The sequence below is a fragment of the Bradyrhizobium sp. UFLA05-153 genome (assembly GCF_054185185.1).
In genome coordinates, this window is the sequence record NZ_JBBIAM010000079.1 from 1 (window position 1) to 13,705 (window position 13,705).

A 13,705-nucleotide genomic window follows, 5' to 3' on the forward strand; every position below is an offset into this window, starting at 1 on the left:
AATGGTGATCACGATGCTCTGGAATGGGTGATCACGATGGCCTGGAATCGGTGATCACGATCGGCTGGAACGCGCACTCTTCGTTGGGATCGCATGTGAGAAAGCCATAAACATCGGTGGTGACTTCACCTTCCTTGGCCCTGCGCACACTCGTCCAGTTCGTCCAGAGGCCGGCGAAGGCGAGTAGCGGTCGGCTCTCGTCGGGCGCGAACCAGACGGGCACCTTCTTGCCGTCGATGGTGTCATACTCGCTGAACGACGTGAACGGTACCAGACAGCGATGCGCTGGATCTAGCCATCGTTTCCAATGCGCGCTGTTGACGTTGCGGATGTTGGTCGTGCCGCTGTCCGGCTCTGCCCGCAAGAGTTCCTTGAAGTCAACAGTCTTGCCCTTGGCCTCAAGCTTCTGCGCTCGCTTCTTCGTAGCGTCCATGAGTGCCCACTGCGACGACGGCATGCCCCAGCGCGCCATAACGATCTCAGTCCCATCCGGTGCGTTGCGGACGATCGGTGCCGGGTAGTCCGGGAAGATACCCGGCATCGACGGCAAGTTACCAACCCTGCTGTTGAGGGCGCCAAACAACCGGCGGATCGCATCCACGTTCTTGGTCATCGAATAGAGATTGCACATTCAGGGCTCGCTCTCGGTCATCAAGCATGAACTGGATCGCCATATCGGTGCCTGTTCGTCTGTCATAAAGTAATGTGCGGATGTTTCATCGTCACCTCAGTGCATGGCATCTAACCCGTGTAAGTCCGAAAGCGCCCGCGCGTGTAGGCGTGCGAGACAGCCTTCTTCAACTCCGAGATCTCCGATTCCAGGAAATTGTTCGTGACGATCAGCGCGCGAACGGCCGCGCGCCTATCGCCGCCGCAAACGGCGATCGCCTGCTCGACGGCGGCATCCAGCCCATCGTCCTGTTCGTTCGGCTCTGAGACCGAGGACATGGCCGTATTCCAGGTTGACCGTCGATGCGGCATGTTCTTATTTTGTTCTCATGGAGTCAAGCCGCCGTTTCAAGCCGCCCTGGACGTTGGTCCGGGAAAATTCCGAGTGCTACGTCGTCAGGGATGCCAACGGCGTAACCCTGGCGTGGCTCTATTGCCGCGATGACGCGCAGCGCTACAGCTTCGGCGTTGGCAAGCTCTCCTCGGATGAAGCGCGCCGGATCGGCAAGGCGATCGCGCGCATTCCGGAATTCCTGATGCCCCGCCAAGGCTTTTATCCACGCAGCGGCGGATCGCGCTGGCGCGCCGACCGGCCGTATCACGTGGCGCTCGAGGACCGTTATATCCGCGAGCACTGGGATGAGATCTACGCTCTGTGCAAGCTCAACAGCCTGCCGTTCAACGCAACTGGCGAAGTCATAAAGAGCGACGGCGTGTGGAGGGTCTATGAGTTTACCTGGCAAATGGATGCGATCTTGTTTTGGGACCGCTTCGAGGGTCGATGGCTGCGCGGCACGGAGTTTCATTTTCCCGGGCGGCCGGAGAATCTGCCGGTACTAAAGCCACTTGAGAACTGGCCGAAATCCAATCCCCGCGATCTGCGGTAATCCTTGGTACCAACGCTATGAACAAACACCGAGCCCTTGTGTTGATGCTCCTGCTGCTGTCGAGCTCGGCCCTGGCCGACAATTTTGTCGGTCAGGCCAGCGTGATTGACGGTGACACGCTGGAAGTTCACGGAACAAGGATCCGCCTTTGGGGTGTGGACGCTCCGGAAACTACTCAGCTGTGTCGCGGTGAGAACAGTTTACAGTACCGCTGTGGCTCGCAGGCAGCGAATGACCTCGACGCCTACATTGCCCGCCGTCCCGTCAATTGTGCCCCACTCAGCCTCGATCCATATGGCCGCACGGTTGCGACCTGTTCGGTCGGTGGCGCGGATCTTGGGGAATGGCTTGTGCGCAACGGTCATGCGTTGGATTGGCCCCAATACTCGAAGGGTAGATATCACGAAGCCCAGCGCGAGGCTGAGCGCGCCGGTCGCGGACTCTGGAAAGGCAGCTACGTCGAGCCGTGGCTCTATCGTGCATGCATCCGCGCGAACGGAAAGCCGTTCGCCTGTTCGGACGACGCAAATGCTCATCCTTGATGGGCTCCGCTGCGAGGCGTCAATCCGCAACGTGTGAAGGCCGATCACCACAGTTGCGCAAGTGGCTCTAGCGTGGTTTGGGCGACTCAAGTTAACCCATCATTCCGAACCACCTCACTGCACAATGGGAATGAAATGGTTGCAGCCAACCGTGAACTGCCGGCCTCTGGTTACGCGCTTGAAGTGGACGGCCGCCTCAAAGCCGAATTTGCAACCAGAGACGGCGCCAGAGCAGGTGGAGAAGAACTCAAGAAGCGTTTTCCCATGCTTCAGATCAGGATCTATGACGCGCAAACGAATGCGCGCGAGGAAATTTAGATCCTCCGACCAGCGGACTCTTCCGCTTGCGCGCGTGCGGCTGCCGCCGCATCGGGCCCTCGTGAACCGAGCCGCCTTGCGTCTCGGCCGTGCGGCGTCGATCCCTCGCGCAAAGACTGCGGAGCTCCTCGCCGGGGGCACTCGGGAAAGGGGCTCGCCTTCGGCGATCGCTATCACTGCCCCTGTCCCGGGTGCCGCTGTTAACCGGTCTCGTCGCTGCACTCGGACCCGCGTGCCCCTTCGGGGCGCTATGCTCACGTTCTCCGGGTGCCATTTTGCGTTGAGGCGATGCGCCATTGGCGCAAGCCTGTCGGGCCTGCGGCCATAGGCATCTCAAGACCAAGTGCCATGAAGAAATGGGACGGAAGGCGGGCCGGCTCGCGCGCATTCTCTCACTTGTGCATGCGGCGAGGGCCAGACCGGGCTCTCGCAAGCCGAACCACGCGGCCGCTTGGTCACACGGCATCGATTCCTCGCGTAGGAGGCTGAGAGTGAGAGTGCCGGCCGGGTTTTGCCGTGACGGGTTACAGGCTGCGAGAGAGGCTCGCGGCGCCCGTCGCGGAGACCCGCGATGTCCAGACATTATCCTCGGGCGCGCTCCGGTGGGGACCGGACAAGCCTTTATGACGAAATCACCGACAAGATCATTGCTGAGCTGGAGATCGGCCGTGTACCCTGGATTCAACCTTGGGGAACCGCAGCCGCCAAGGCGCCGCTTGCGATGCCGAAGAACGCGGCGACGAGTCGGCACTACAGCGGAATCAATGTCTTGATTCTGTGGGGCGCGGTTATCGAGCGCGGCTTCGCAGGCCAAAGCTGGCTTACGTTCCGTCAGGCCATGGCACTCGGCGGCCATGTTCGCAAGGGCGAGCGCGGAACGACTGTCGTCTATGCCGATCGCTTTGTGCCGGTCGATGAAAAGCGGCGCGCGAGCGAAACGGGCGATGAAGCGCAGGCCATCCCATTCCTCAAGCGCTTTACGGTCTTTAATGCCGATCAGTGCGCCGACCTGCCTTCGGAGATCGCAACAACAGCGCCGCCTCCGCCACCAGGCCTGATCGAGCCGCGGGTCGAAAAGCTCATCAAGGCGACTGGCATCGACTTCCGGATCGGCGGCAATCGCGCATTCTATGTGCCGGCAGAAGACTATGTGCAGGTGCCGCCACCGCAAGCCTATTTCGAGCCGATCAATTGGCATCGAACGGCCTTGCATGAGTTGGCCCATGCAAGCGGCCATCTGTCACGTCTCAACCGCGATTTGTCGGGCAGTTATGGTACCAAGAAGTATGCTTTTGAGGAGTTGATCGCGGAGATATCGGCTGCGTTCAGCTGCGCGTCGCTCGGTATTGTGCCGACGGTGCGCCATGCCGATTATATTGGCTCCTGGCTCGAGGTGCTGCGCGAGGACAATCGCGCGATCGTGCGAGCTGCCTCACAAGCCAGCAAGGCTGCGGATTATCTGCTTGGCTTTCTGCCGGAGTCCGTTGTTGACGTGACGACCGAGAGAGCGGAGCAGGAGGCAGCGTGAAGATCTCGCCAGTCGCTTCGGAAGCGAGAGTGAGAGGGGAGATGCGGTTTTCGCGACGGGTTGGAGGCCGAGAGAGAGGCTCCCGGCCGCCCGTCGTGGAGAATCGATATGACGAAGGCTGTCCAAAAGATCACCCTGTCGCCCTCGCGGGACATTCCGTTCAACAAGCTGGTGCTCAGCCAGTCCAACGTGCGGCGGGTGAAGGCAGGCGTTTCGATCGAGCAACTCGCCGAAAGTATCGCTCAGCGTACGCTCCTGCAAAGTCTCAACGTGCGGGCGGTCGTGGATGCGGAAGGTAATGAGACCGGCATGTTTGAGGTGCCGGCGGGCGGCCGGCGTTATCGTGCGTTGGAACTTCTCGTGAAGCAGAAGCGCATGGCGAAGACGCAAGCCGTTCGCGGGCGCCTGTCTGCCAAAGCGTGACCGTGGAATTTGCGAGCGGAGAGTCGCTCGTCTGGACTTGTCTCTCAATACGGACGGCCGCCGCTGCCGACCGGTGGAGATCGTTTGGTCGGCCGCCGCATCTAGGCCGACGAGAGATGGCGCAGAGGCTTGTGCCGCAAGATTCTTCTGACCGAGCGGGAGCAAAGTCCGCAATGCACCAAACAGCCGAGGCAATTGTAGACCTGCGCAGTCGAATTTAGCTCGGCATCAGCGGAGGTGAGAGCCTCTCTGATGTCATGATCGCTGATAACATTGCATGAGCAGATGATCATTCTGAGTGCGCTCTCTGGCATTCCGTCAGCGTGCGAGTGGATCTAATCCGCTGCCGACCCATCACTGCCCCAGACAAATAGTGGTCTACGACGTGGTCCAATGATGGGTCGTTTCAGCGCTTGACCTAGCAGATTGCCAAGAGAGGATCAGTGATACCCCACATCGGCGCGAACCTTTCCGCGAAACACCCAATATGACCAGCTCGAATAGGTCAGGATGACAGGAATCAGGAACAGCGTTCCCACCAGAAGGAAGGCCTGAGTGCGCGGCGACGAGGCGGCCTCCCACAGTGTCAGCTGGTAGGGCACGATCATCGGAAACAGGCTGATCGCCATGCCAATGTAGGCCAGGACGAAGAGTGCGATCGCGCCAAAAAATGGCGCCGCCTCGACCTTGCCGCCGAGAGACCGCCATGTCCCGAGCGCGATCATGCCGGACAGTACGGGTACCGGTGCGAACAGCGCGATGTTGGGCCAGCTAAACCAGCGCGCCGCCACCGCGGGGCTCATGATTGGGGTCCAGATGCTCACGATCGCGATCGCGGTTACGACACCGACGAGGCAGACGCGGCCTTGGCGACGTGCCGCAGCCTGAATGTCACCGTCGGTTTTCAGAATAAGCCAGCCGGCGCCGAGAAGACCGTAGCCGAACATCAAGGCGACGCCGGTCAGAATGGAGAAGGGCGTTAGAAACGCAAAGGACGTTCCCGCAAATTGCCCGTCGCGGACCGGAAAGCCCTGGACGAATGCGCCAAGCACGACGCCTTGCGCAAACGTGGCCGTAGCAGATCCGAGGCAGAATGCGTGATCCCAGAACGTCTTGTGTTCAGCGTCGCGAAACCGAAATTCGAATGCGACGCCGCGGAACACCAGTGCGAGCAACATGACCAGGATGGGAAAATACACCGCTGGGATGATCACGGCGAACGCAGTCGGGAATGCCGCCAGAAGGCCAAGGCCGCCAAGCACTAGCCAAGTCTCGTTGCCATCCCAGATCGGAGCAATCGAGTTCATGATGGTGTTACGGGAGCGCGTATCGGACGCCAAGCCAAAGAGCATCCCCACTCCAAGATCGAAGCCATCGAGCAGCACGTAGAAGAAGACGGCCAGCGCGAGGATTACCGTCCAGATCGGAACCAAATCGAGCACCTGGGTCATTACACTTCTCCTTTCACGACGTTGATTGCGGGGGCCAGGACCGGCGCGGCAGGAATGCCAGCCTCGATCGCCGAAGCCGATTCACTGGTCTCGAGCGGGCCTTTGCGAACGAGCCGAAACAGCAGGATTAGGCCCGAGGGGTAGATCAGCAGATAGGCCGCCATGTAAGCCAGGAGCGACAGCGTAACGTCATGGCTTGTCAGAGACGGCGACACCGAGGCTGCAGTTCGCAAGAGTCCATAGACTGTCCACGGCTGCCGGCCGACCTCGGTCACGAACCATCCGGCTACGACCGCGATAAAGCCAAGCGGAATCGCACACTGACATGCCAACAGGTACAGCCGTGTGTCATAGAGTTGCCCGCGCCACCGCAACCAGCCGCCCAGAAGCACGAGCCCCAGCATCAGACCCGCGCATCCGACCATCGCGCGGAAGGCAAAGAAGGGGATCGCGACGGGCGGACGCTGATCGGCGGGGAAGTCCTTCAGGCCCTTCACCTCGCCATCGATATCGTGGGTCAGGATCAGGCTTCCGAGCCAGGGAATTTCGATGGCGAACTTGTTATGCTCGGCCTTGTCATCCGGAATTGCGAAGACAGTCAGCGGCACGCTCTTCGCGGTTTCCCAACGAGCCTCAATGGCCGCCAGCTTCGCAGGCTGATATTTGCGGGTGTTGAGGCCGTGCATATCGCCGATCACCATCTGCAGCGGCACCAGCACGGTCAGCGCCCACAGCGCCATCGACATCATGGTACGTGCTTCCAGGACGGATCGATTGCGCCTGAGCAGGTATGCGCCCACACCGAGGACGACGAATCCGGTGGTCGTGAAGAATGCGAACGCCGTGTGCGCGAGCCGATAAGGAAACGACGGATTGAAGATCGCCTTGATCCAATCTGTCGGAATGAACTGACCGTTGACGATCTCGTAGCCTGCCGGCGTCTGCATCCAACTGTTGGCGGACAAGATCCAGAACGTGGAAAACAAAGTCCCGATCGCCACCATGAGGGCCGCGAAGAAGTGCGCCCATGGCGGCACCAGCTTGCGGCCGAACAGCAGGACACCGAGGAAGCCGGCTTCCAGGAAGAAGGCCGTGAGGCCTTCATACGCAAAGAGTGGCGAGAGGACGTCCCCGGCTGCGGACGCGTAGCGGCTCCAGTTGGTGCCGAACTGGAATGGCATGACAAGGCCCGTCACGACGCCCATGCCGAATGCGATGGCGAAGATCTTGGTCCAGAATATCGAGTTGCGGACATAGACTTCGCGTCCGGTCGCAAGGCTCAAGCCCTCGAAGACAGCGATGAAGGACGCACATCCGACGGTGAATGCTGGAAGCAGAATGTGCCAGGCGACGACCCAGGCGAACTGGATGCGTGAGAGCAGGACTGGATCAAAATGCATCGCTGGACCTCTTGTGTTGTGGGGATGTAGAGAGAGAGAGCGACCGAAGGAGCCCTCAAAGCCGCCGGCAGGCATGCAGGCTCGTTGAAAATAGACCGCGCAGTTCAGATGCATGAGTAAACGCTGCCAAATCGCGGCAAATTCTTCAAAGTGGAGGAAGCAACGACGTTGAGCACACGCTCAACGGTCATTGAGCGCCCGCAATTCGGCACGGCATTCCTCGCTGAAGGCCCGCAGTGGATTGACGGCGTGGCCGTTCATCAGCTCGCGAACTTCAGAGAGGGTCTTGTTGGGCATGAAATATGTGTCGATGATCAAATGAATGACCGCGTCTGCCTTCTCGATCACGGCGGTGCTTGATACGACGCGCATCCGGTTGATCAGCGCGTAGACGCTGACCAATGCGGAGACCTCCGCCCGATCGTGGACGAGCGCGTCGGCGTAGAGCTTCGAGGCCTCATCGATGAATTTCTTGTACAGCTTTTGCCGTCTGGTCTTTTCCCCCGACAGCCGTTTTGCGCGATCCTGATGGTGCAGCGTGAGCCAGGCTGACGCGAACGACGTAAGGCCGCCGATCGTCGACCCCGCCAACGCTGCCAATGCAGGGAGGTAGACCGTGTTCATGGCGCAAGCGGCCCCTCAATGATCGGACCCGGGAGTAGCGACCCGCGCGGGCTCGGGGATCAGGCGCGAGCTGCGCTGGCCGGTGAAGTACGACCAGAGCCACTGCCGCTGCACGCGCAGGCGATTCTGTAGCTGCGGCAGGGCGAGGATGTGAACGCACGCCCACACCAGCCAGGTCAGGGACCCGCTTGTCCGCAGCCAGCCTCGCTCCAGCACGGCGTAATTCTTACCGACGACCGCCATGTTGCCTTTGTCGAAATAATGGAACGGACGTTTCTCTTTTTGGCCCTTCAGCTCCTTCGCGATCAGCCGCCCGACGTAGCGTCCTTCCTGGATCGCGGCCTGCGCCACGCCCGGCACCGGATGTTCGTTCTGCATGACCGACGCCGCATCGCCCACGACGAACACGCCGGGCGCGTCTTCGACCTTCAGGAAGGGATCAACGAGTGCGCGTCCCGCGCGGTCGGTCTTGGTGCCCAGCATCTTTGGAATAGGCGACGCCGCAACCCCGGCGGTCCACAGCACGGTGGCGCTGGGAATCCGGCTTCCGCCGGCGACCACGCCCTCCGCATCGACCGTCTCGACCTTCACTCCGGTCAAGACCTTCACGCCGAGCTTCGTGAGCCGTCGGGTCACCCTGTGTGACAGCGGCTCAGCAAAGGTCGGCAGAACCCGCTGACCTGCGTCGAGCAGAATGATGCTGGTTTGCGCTGGGTCGATATGGCGAAAGTTTCCGCGCAGCGTAACCTTCACCATTTGCGCGAGGGATGCCGCGAGTTCCACGCCGGTGGGGCCTGCTCCGACCAGCACGAATGTCATCTGGCGCGCGCGTTCGCTTGCGTCCTCGGTCGTTGCGGCAACTTCGAACGCGCTCAGGATCTTGGCTCGGATCGTCTCGGCGTCGTTGAGACTCTTGAGCGCCGGCGCAAATCGCGCGAACTCATCGTGCCCGAAGTAGCTCGGGCGCATGCCGGTCGCGACCACCAGATAGTCGTAGGCGATCTTGCGGACGCCCACGCCAGGGGAGGACGACTCGATGGTGCGGGAAGCAACATCGACGCCGGTGACCTCCGCCAGGAGCACGCTGAGGTTTCGCTGCTTGACCTCGAGCTGACGGATCGGCGCTGCTATCTCGGCTGGCGAGAGGACCGCCGTCGCCACCTGGTAGAGCAGCGGCTGAAAGATGTGGTGGTTACGGCGGTCGATCATTAAGACATCGACCTCAGCGTGCCGCAGCGCCCGTGTTGCGGCGATCCCGGCAAAGCCACCCCCGATGACGACGACCCGCTTGCGCTCTTAAGGGGGAGCCTCGACAACAGCGGTTGCTTCGTCGGGTCGGGTCTCAGCCAGCATCGCGCACATTGGTTCACCTCGTTCGTGCTCATTGTCATCGATGACGTCAGCAGGCTTCTGTCGGAAGCGATACCCTCAACGCCCCAGCCATTCTAGCTCGCTACGGCATGGCGCATGAGAAGTCGCCATTTTGCAATGCGCGGACTCGCTGAGTGCCGTGACTGCACTGAGCGGCTCTGGCTTCAGCGTGATCAGGAACACCACGAAGCCCAGGGCTCCCAGGACGAGCGTGACCATGCTCAAGACGTGCTTCATATCAGCTCCACGCATTTCCGCTTGGCGCCGCGGCGACTCGACGCGGCGCCCATCAATTGCCGCAAGCACGGACTATTCGGCCGCCACGTGCGCCGGGCTCTTCTCAAAATTGGGCGGACGTTTCTCGCGGATGGCCGAGATCGCTTCCTTGGCCTCTGTCGAGCTCACCCGCTCCATGAACTCCTGGCTTTCACTCTTGATAGCCTCTTTGAGCTGGCCAATCGAAGCCTGCTTGAGGAGCCGCTTGCTCGCCAGCAACGCGCCGCTCGGTTTTGCCGCCAGCTTCTCCGCCGTTGCGGTGGCAGTCGCGAGCAGATCGCTGTCGGGCACCACGCGAGTCGCGAGGCCCAACTCCACCGCCCGCGGGGCCGTGAAGGGGTCTCCCAGTAAGTACAATTCCGCCGCCCGGAGATGACCCACGCGCGCCGGTATCGAAAAGCTCGATCCGAATTCCGGCACCAGCGCCAGGTTGATGAACGGCAGTTGGAATTTCGCGCTCTCGCCCGCGTAGACGAAATCGCAATGCGTCAGCATCGTGGTTCCTCCGCCGATCGCCGCGCCTTGCACGGCCACGACGATAGGCTTTTCGAACCTGACGAACGCTTCCATCAGGAGGCCCTGCGTAAATGCGCCCGGCCTGGGCGGATTCTTGAGAAAATCCCCAAGGTCGTTACCGGCGCAGAACGCGTCTCCGGCACTGTGCCAGAGCACGACACTGACCCCGTCGTCCTTGTCAGCTTCGTTGAGAATGTTGGCCAGGCTCGTGTACATGCTGGACGTCATCGCGTTCTTTTGGGCGGGGCGATTAAGCTGGACCCGCAGGATCGCGCCGGTACGCTCGGTGATAATGTCGCTCATCGTTTGCTCCTTTGTTCGCTATACTTCGTCGCCATTTTCTAGGCGTGTTCCTTGACTTTCGGCACTGCGCCGCTCGCGCGCAGGCCGTCGATGCCCTTAGCGTCAAATCCCAGGTCACGGAGGATCTCTTCGGTGTGCTCGCCGAGGTCGGGCCCGCGCCGGGCCGGGACCTTGGTGACACCGTGCACCTGTATTGGGCTGCTGATCGTCGTGTTGAGGTTGCCGCCGGCGCCTTCGAGCGGAACGACGATGTCGTTTGCCGCCAGCTGGGGATCGTTAATCACCTCTTGGGGCCCGCGCACGGCGCCGAACGTGACGTGCGCGCCGCTGAAAACCTCATACCAATGCGCCATCGGCTGCGCGGAGAAAACCTCGTCGAGGATGGCCGTGAGTTCCGACATGTTCGCCATCAGCTTCGCCGAATCGGCGAATCGCTGATCGGTCAACAGATCCGGTCGGCCGATTGCCTTCGCCACAGCGGCCAACTTGTCGGGCGTGACGATAAGAACGAACCAGGTGCCGTCGGCTGCGCGATACACGTTGAGCGCCGCATTGGCCGGATGCATGCGATCATGCAGCCCAAAGAACTTTGCACCGGCCAGCGCAGCCTGTATCGAAACGCTCGCCGACCAGACACCCTCGGCGAGCAGCGAGGTAGTGACATACGCTCCCTTGCCGGTTCGCTCGCGGCGGTAAAGCGCGGTGACGATCGCCGAATAGATTCCGACACCTGTCGCGTTGTCGCCGCTGCCGGCGACCGGCCAGGTCGGCGGCGCGCCGGCATCGCGCGTCATCGACAGCAAACCACTACGCGCCCAGTATGCCGTGATGTCGAAGCCCGGCAGATTAGCATCCGGTCCCTTTTCGCCGAACCCCGTAAGGTCCGCGTAGATCAGGCGCGGATTCCAGCGCACCACATCGTCATATTCGAGCTTTAACTTCTTGCGTGCGGGATGTGGCGTATTGACGATGAATACATCGGCCCATTTGACAAGCTGCTCGAGGACTTGAGGGGCGCTAGGTGACTTCAGATCGAGCGTGATACTGCGCTTGTTGCGGTTGACAAGATGCCACTGATAGGGCTCGTCTGCCGCCGGCTGCGGAGGGATCTTGTGCACATGTCTCCAAGGGTCGCCGTTCGGCGGTTCGACCTTAATGACGTCGGCGCCGAAGTCCGACAGGATGACGGCCGCGCCGGGCGCCGCGACGAAGCTTGAGAAGTCAACCACCTTCAGTCCAGAAAAAATGTTGTCGCTTGCCATTGGGTCTCTCCTAAATCACCGTGTTTGCTTCACCGCCCCGCGAACTGCGGGGCGCGCTTTTCAAGGAAGGCGGACGTGCCTTCCTTCTTGTCCTCAGTCCCGGCGCATAGGCCGAAGTATGAAGCTTCGAGGGCGAAGCCTTCGCTCTGGCTCGTGTCCAAGCCCTTGTTCACCGCTTCGAGCGATTGCCTGACGGCGATCGGCGCGTTGGAAGCGATCAGCTTCAGGATGGCTTCCGCACGCGCCATGAGATCGGCTGCCGCTACGAGCTCGTTGACGAGCCCAATGCGCCAGGCCTCCTGCGCGCTGATGGTCTCTCCGGACAAGATGAGCTGGAGCGCGCGGCCCTTCCCAACCAGGCGCGGCAGCCGCTGCGTGCCGCCGCCGCCGGGAAGCAATCCCAGCTTGACCTCGGGCTGGCCAAACTTCGCGTGCTCGACGGCGATTCGGATGGTGCATGCCATTGCCGTCTCGCAACCGCCGCCAAGTGCAAAACCGTTGATTGCCGCGATCACCGGCTTGCCGAGATTCTCGATGAGATCGAGCACCTCCTGGCCGTAGCGGCTGGACCGTTCGGCGTCGATTGAACTCGCATGCGCGAGTTCGCTGATGTCGGCGCCGGCGATGAAGGCCTTGTCGCCTGCGCCGGTAAGAATGACGCCGCGCACGGCAGCATCGTTCCGCGCATGCTCGAAAGCAGTTCGCAGATCCTTCCAGGTCGGCGTGTTCAGGGCGTTGAGCACCTTCGGCCGGTTGACGGTCACATAGGCGATCGCGCCGCGCTTGTCGTACAGGACGTTTGCGAGCGTCAGGACTTCCGTCGATGAATCGGCAGGCGTCGTCGTGGGCGAAGATGCGAGCGTCGTTGTTGTCGATGACATGTTGATCTCTCTTCTTAAGGTTACGAGCCGGCGCGCTTGTGAGTCTCAGATGAAGGCGCTGAAGCCGGTGATCGCCTTGCCGACGATCAGGTTCTGCATCTGGTAAGTGCCCTCGTAGGAATAGAGAGCCTCGGCATCGGCAAAGAAGCGGGCGACGTTGTAGTCGGCGATGATGCCGTTGCCGCCGAGCACCTCTCGCGCCCAGGAGACCGTCTCACGCGCCTTGGCCGTCGTGAACGCCTTCGAAAGCGCCGCTTGCTGGTCCGTCAGTTTGCCTTGGTCGGCGAGCTGGGCCGTGCGCACCACCATGCCCTGGCAGGCAGTGATGTTGGCGAGCATCTTGGCGAGGAGGTCCTGAATCAGCTGGAACGACCCGATCGGCTTATCGAACTGCAATCGCTCCTGGGTATACTTGAGCGCGTGCTCGTAGGCGCCCATCGCGCATCCCGTCGCCTCCCATCCCACGTAGTACCGCGTCCCACGCAGCACGCGCGCGGTGTCGCGGAAGGATTGGGCGCCCGACGCGAGCCGGTTTGCTTCCGGCACCCGGCAGTTCTCCATGGTGATCTGGCCGTTCTGGACCACCTTGAGCGCGATCTTGTTCTGCATCTTCTCGACACTGAAGCCGGGCGTCGACTTGTTCTCGACGATGAAGCCCTTGACCTGGTTGTCGTCGACGTCGCGTGCCCAGATGATCGAGATATCGCACCAAGGCGCGTTGCCGATCCACCGCTTCTGGCCGTTGAGGACCCAGGTGTCGCCATCGCGCTTTGCGGTCGTGGTGAGGCCACCGGCCGCTCCAGAGCCGACCAGCGGCTCGGTCAGGCCGAAGCAGCCGATCTTCTCCATCCGCGCCATAGACGGCAGCCACTTCTGTTTCTGTTCCTCCGATCCAGCGATCGCGATTGAACCCATCGCCAGGAAGTTGTGGACGCCGAAGAAGGTCGCGAATGAGGCATCGACCCGCGCCATTTCCACGCCAATAAGGCCGACCAGCAATTGATTCCCGCCGGCGCAGCCGTACCCCTGGATGCCGAGGCCCCCGAGGTTCAGCTCCCTGACTGCAGGCAGCAGCTCGAACGGGAACGCGTCCTCGATCCAGTACTTGTTGATGATCGGCGCGACCTTGGACTCCATGAACGTGCGCACACTCTGATGGATCGCACGCTCGTCGACGTTCAAGAGGTCGGCGTAGTCATAGAAATCACTGTTCGGCGTTGGAAGCTGCTTCGGGGTTTTGGTGAGCATTTGGGA

15 protein-coding genes and 2 pseudogenes are annotated in these 13,705 nt (G+C 61.3%); 5 read left to right on the plus strand and 12 right to left on the minus strand.

Features of this window, described 5'->3' with window-relative positions; all coding sequences use genetic code 11:
- Positions 1–49: 49 nt before the first annotated feature.
- A pseudogene (locus Q2941_RS34225) lies at positions 50–631 on the minus strand (SOS response-associated peptidase family protein); the annotation flags it as partial.
- A 110-nt stretch (positions 632–741) separates the two neighbouring features.
- Positions 742–948, minus strand: coding sequence for a hypothetical protein (locus Q2941_RS34230; RefSeq protein ID WP_458195177.1), 207 nt, complete (start codon positions 946–948; stop codon positions 742–744).
- Between the two features lie 14 nt (positions 949–962).
- Here Q2941_RS34230 and Q2941_RS34235 point away from each other — a divergent pair, with 14 nt between their 5' ends.
- The 5 genes and pseudogenes from Q2941_RS34235 to Q2941_RS34255 form a co-directional block, all read left to right on the plus strand.
- The gene (locus Q2941_RS34235) at positions 963–1,556 is read left to right on the plus strand and encodes a hypothetical protein (RefSeq protein WP_458195178.1); all 594 of its coding nucleotides are present in this window, start codon (positions 963–965) and stop codon (positions 1,554–1,556) included.
- Positions 1,557–1,600: 44 nt separating this feature from the next.
- Positions 1,601–2,098, plus strand: coding sequence for a thermonuclease family protein (locus tag Q2941_RS34240; RefSeq protein WP_458195212.1), 498 nt, complete (start codon positions 1,601–1,603; stop codon positions 2,096–2,098).
- A 135-nt stretch (positions 2,099–2,233) separates the two neighbouring features.
- Positions 2,234–2,416: a hypothetical protein gene (locus Q2941_RS34245; RefSeq protein WP_027555090.1), complete on the plus strand. Its 183-nt coding sequence runs from the start codon at positions 2,234–2,236 to the stop codon at positions 2,414–2,416.
- A 571-nt stretch (positions 2,417–2,987) separates the two neighbouring features.
- The gene (locus tag Q2941_RS34250; RefSeq protein ID WP_458195179.1) at positions 2,988–3,944 is read left to right on the plus strand and encodes an ArdC family protein; all 957 of its coding nucleotides are present in this window, start codon (positions 2,988–2,990) and stop codon (positions 3,942–3,944) included.
- Between the two features lie 108 nt (positions 3,945–4,052).
- A pseudogene (locus Q2941_RS34255) lies at positions 4,053–4,340 on the plus strand (ParB/Srx family N-terminal domain-containing protein); the annotation flags it as partial.
- Positions 4,341–4,468: 128 nt separating this feature from the next.
- Here the strand turns inward: Q2941_RS34255 and Q2941_RS34260 are convergent.
- The 10 genes from Q2941_RS34260 to Q2941_RS34305 form a co-directional block, all read right to left on the minus strand.
- Positions 4,469–4,681, minus strand: coding sequence for a (2Fe-2S)-binding protein (locus tag Q2941_RS34260; RefSeq protein ID WP_458195180.1), 213 nt, complete (start codon positions 4,679–4,681; stop codon positions 4,469–4,471).
- A 126-nt stretch (positions 4,682–4,807) separates the two neighbouring features.
- Positions 4,808–5,818 carry a cytochrome d ubiquinol oxidase subunit II gene (cydB, locus tag Q2941_RS34265; protein WP_458195181.1) on the minus strand — a complete coding sequence of 337 codons (1,011 nt, stop codon included), beginning with the start codon at positions 5,816–5,818 and terminating at the stop codon, positions 4,808–4,810.
- Positions 5,818–7,218, minus strand: coding sequence for a cytochrome ubiquinol oxidase subunit I (locus tag Q2941_RS34270; RefSeq protein ID WP_458195182.1), 1,401 nt, complete (start codon positions 7,216–7,218; stop codon positions 5,818–5,820). The genes cydB and Q2941_RS34270 overlap by 1 nt, the downstream gene beginning before the upstream one ends.
- A 180-nt stretch (positions 7,219–7,398) precedes the next feature.
- A complete protein-coding gene (locus tag Q2941_RS34275) occupies positions 7,399–7,842 on the minus strand; it encodes a hypothetical protein (protein WP_458195183.1) in 444 nt (147 codons plus the stop codon).
- A gap of 15 nt (positions 7,843–7,857) precedes the next feature.
- Positions 7,858–9,117 carry an NAD(P)/FAD-dependent oxidoreductase gene (locus Q2941_RS34280; protein ID WP_458195213.1) on the minus strand — a complete coding sequence of 420 codons (1,260 nt, stop codon included), beginning with the start codon at positions 9,115–9,117 and terminating at the stop codon, positions 7,858–7,860.
- 153 nt (positions 9,118–9,270) lie between these two features.
- Positions 9,271–9,450 carry a hypothetical protein gene (locus Q2941_RS34285; protein ID WP_458195184.1) on the minus strand — a complete coding sequence of 60 codons (180 nt, stop codon included), beginning with the start codon at positions 9,448–9,450 and terminating at the stop codon, positions 9,271–9,273.
- A gap of 72 nt (positions 9,451–9,522) precedes the next feature.
- The gene (locus Q2941_RS34290; protein WP_458195185.1) at positions 9,523–10,308 is read right to left on the minus strand and encodes an enoyl-CoA hydratase; all 786 of its coding nucleotides are present in this window, start codon (positions 10,306–10,308) and stop codon (positions 9,523–9,525) included.
- A gap of 38 nt (positions 10,309–10,346) precedes the next feature.
- Positions 10,347–11,570: a CaiB/BaiF CoA transferase family protein gene (locus Q2941_RS34295; protein WP_458195186.1), complete on the minus strand. Its 1,224-nt coding sequence runs from the start codon at positions 11,568–11,570 to the stop codon at positions 10,347–10,349.
- Positions 11,571–11,599: 29 nt separating this feature from the next.
- Positions 11,600–12,451 (minus strand): enoyl-CoA hydratase-related protein, encoded by an 852-nt coding sequence (locus tag Q2941_RS34300; RefSeq protein WP_458195187.1) that lies wholly within the window; start codon positions 12,449–12,451, stop codon positions 11,600–11,602.
- A gap of 45 nt (positions 12,452–12,496) precedes the next feature.
- On the minus strand, positions 12,497–13,699 hold the full coding sequence (locus tag Q2941_RS34305) for an acyl-CoA dehydrogenase family protein (protein ID WP_458195188.1): 1,203 nt from the start codon (positions 13,697–13,699) through the stop codon (positions 12,497–12,499).
- Positions 13,700–13,705: the final 6 nt, after the last annotated feature.

What these genes read in the sequence shown, in the direction of transcription:
- Q2941_RS34230 (WP_458195177.1), bottom strand. Translation starts at nt 948, where the DNA reads ATGTCCTCGGTCTCAGAGCCGAACGAACAGGACGATGGGCTGGATGCC.
- Q2941_RS34240 (WP_458195212.1), top strand. Translation starts at nt 1,601, where the DNA reads ATGCTCCTGCTGCTGTCGAGCTCGGCCCTGGCCGACAATTTTGTCGGT.
- Q2941_RS34245 (WP_027555090.1), top strand. Translation starts at nt 2,234, where the DNA reads ATGGTTGCAGCCAACCGTGAACTGCCGGCCTCTGGTTACGCGCTTGAA.
- Q2941_RS34250 (WP_458195179.1), top strand. Translation starts at nt 2,988, where the DNA reads ATGTCCAGACATTATCCTCGGGCGCGCTCCGGTGGGGACCGGACAAGC.
- Q2941_RS34260 (WP_458195180.1), bottom strand. Translation starts at nt 4,681, where the DNA reads ATGCCAGAGAGCGCACTCAGAATGATCATCTGCTCATGCAATGTTATC.
- cydB (WP_458195181.1), bottom strand. Translation starts at nt 5,818, where the DNA reads ATGACCCAGGTGCTCGATTTGGTTCCGATCTGGACGGTAATCCTCGCG.
- Q2941_RS34270 (WP_458195182.1), bottom strand. Translation starts at nt 7,218, where the DNA reads ATGCATTTTGATCCAGTCCTGCTCTCACGCATCCAGTTCGCCTGGGTC.
- Q2941_RS34275 (WP_458195183.1), bottom strand. Translation starts at nt 7,842, where the DNA reads ATGAACACGGTCTACCTCCCTGCATTGGCAGCGTTGGCGGGGTCGACG.
- Q2941_RS34285 (WP_458195184.1), bottom strand. Translation starts at nt 9,450, where the DNA reads ATGAAGCACGTCTTGAGCATGGTCACGCTCGTCCTGGGAGCCCTGGGC.
- Q2941_RS34290 (WP_458195185.1), bottom strand. Translation starts at nt 10,308, where the DNA reads ATGAGCGACATTATCACCGAGCGTACCGGCGCGATCCTGCGGGTCCAG.
- Q2941_RS34295 (WP_458195186.1), bottom strand. Translation starts at nt 11,570, where the DNA reads ATGGCAAGCGACAACATTTTTTCTGGACTGAAGGTGGTTGACTTCTCA.
- Q2941_RS34300 (WP_458195187.1), bottom strand. Translation starts at nt 12,451, where the DNA reads ATGTCATCGACAACAACGACGCTCGCATCTTCGCCCACGACGACGCCT.
- Q2941_RS34305 (WP_458195188.1), bottom strand. Translation starts at nt 13,699, where the DNA reads ATGCTCACCAAAACCCCGAAGCAGCTTCCAACGCCGAACAGTGATTTC.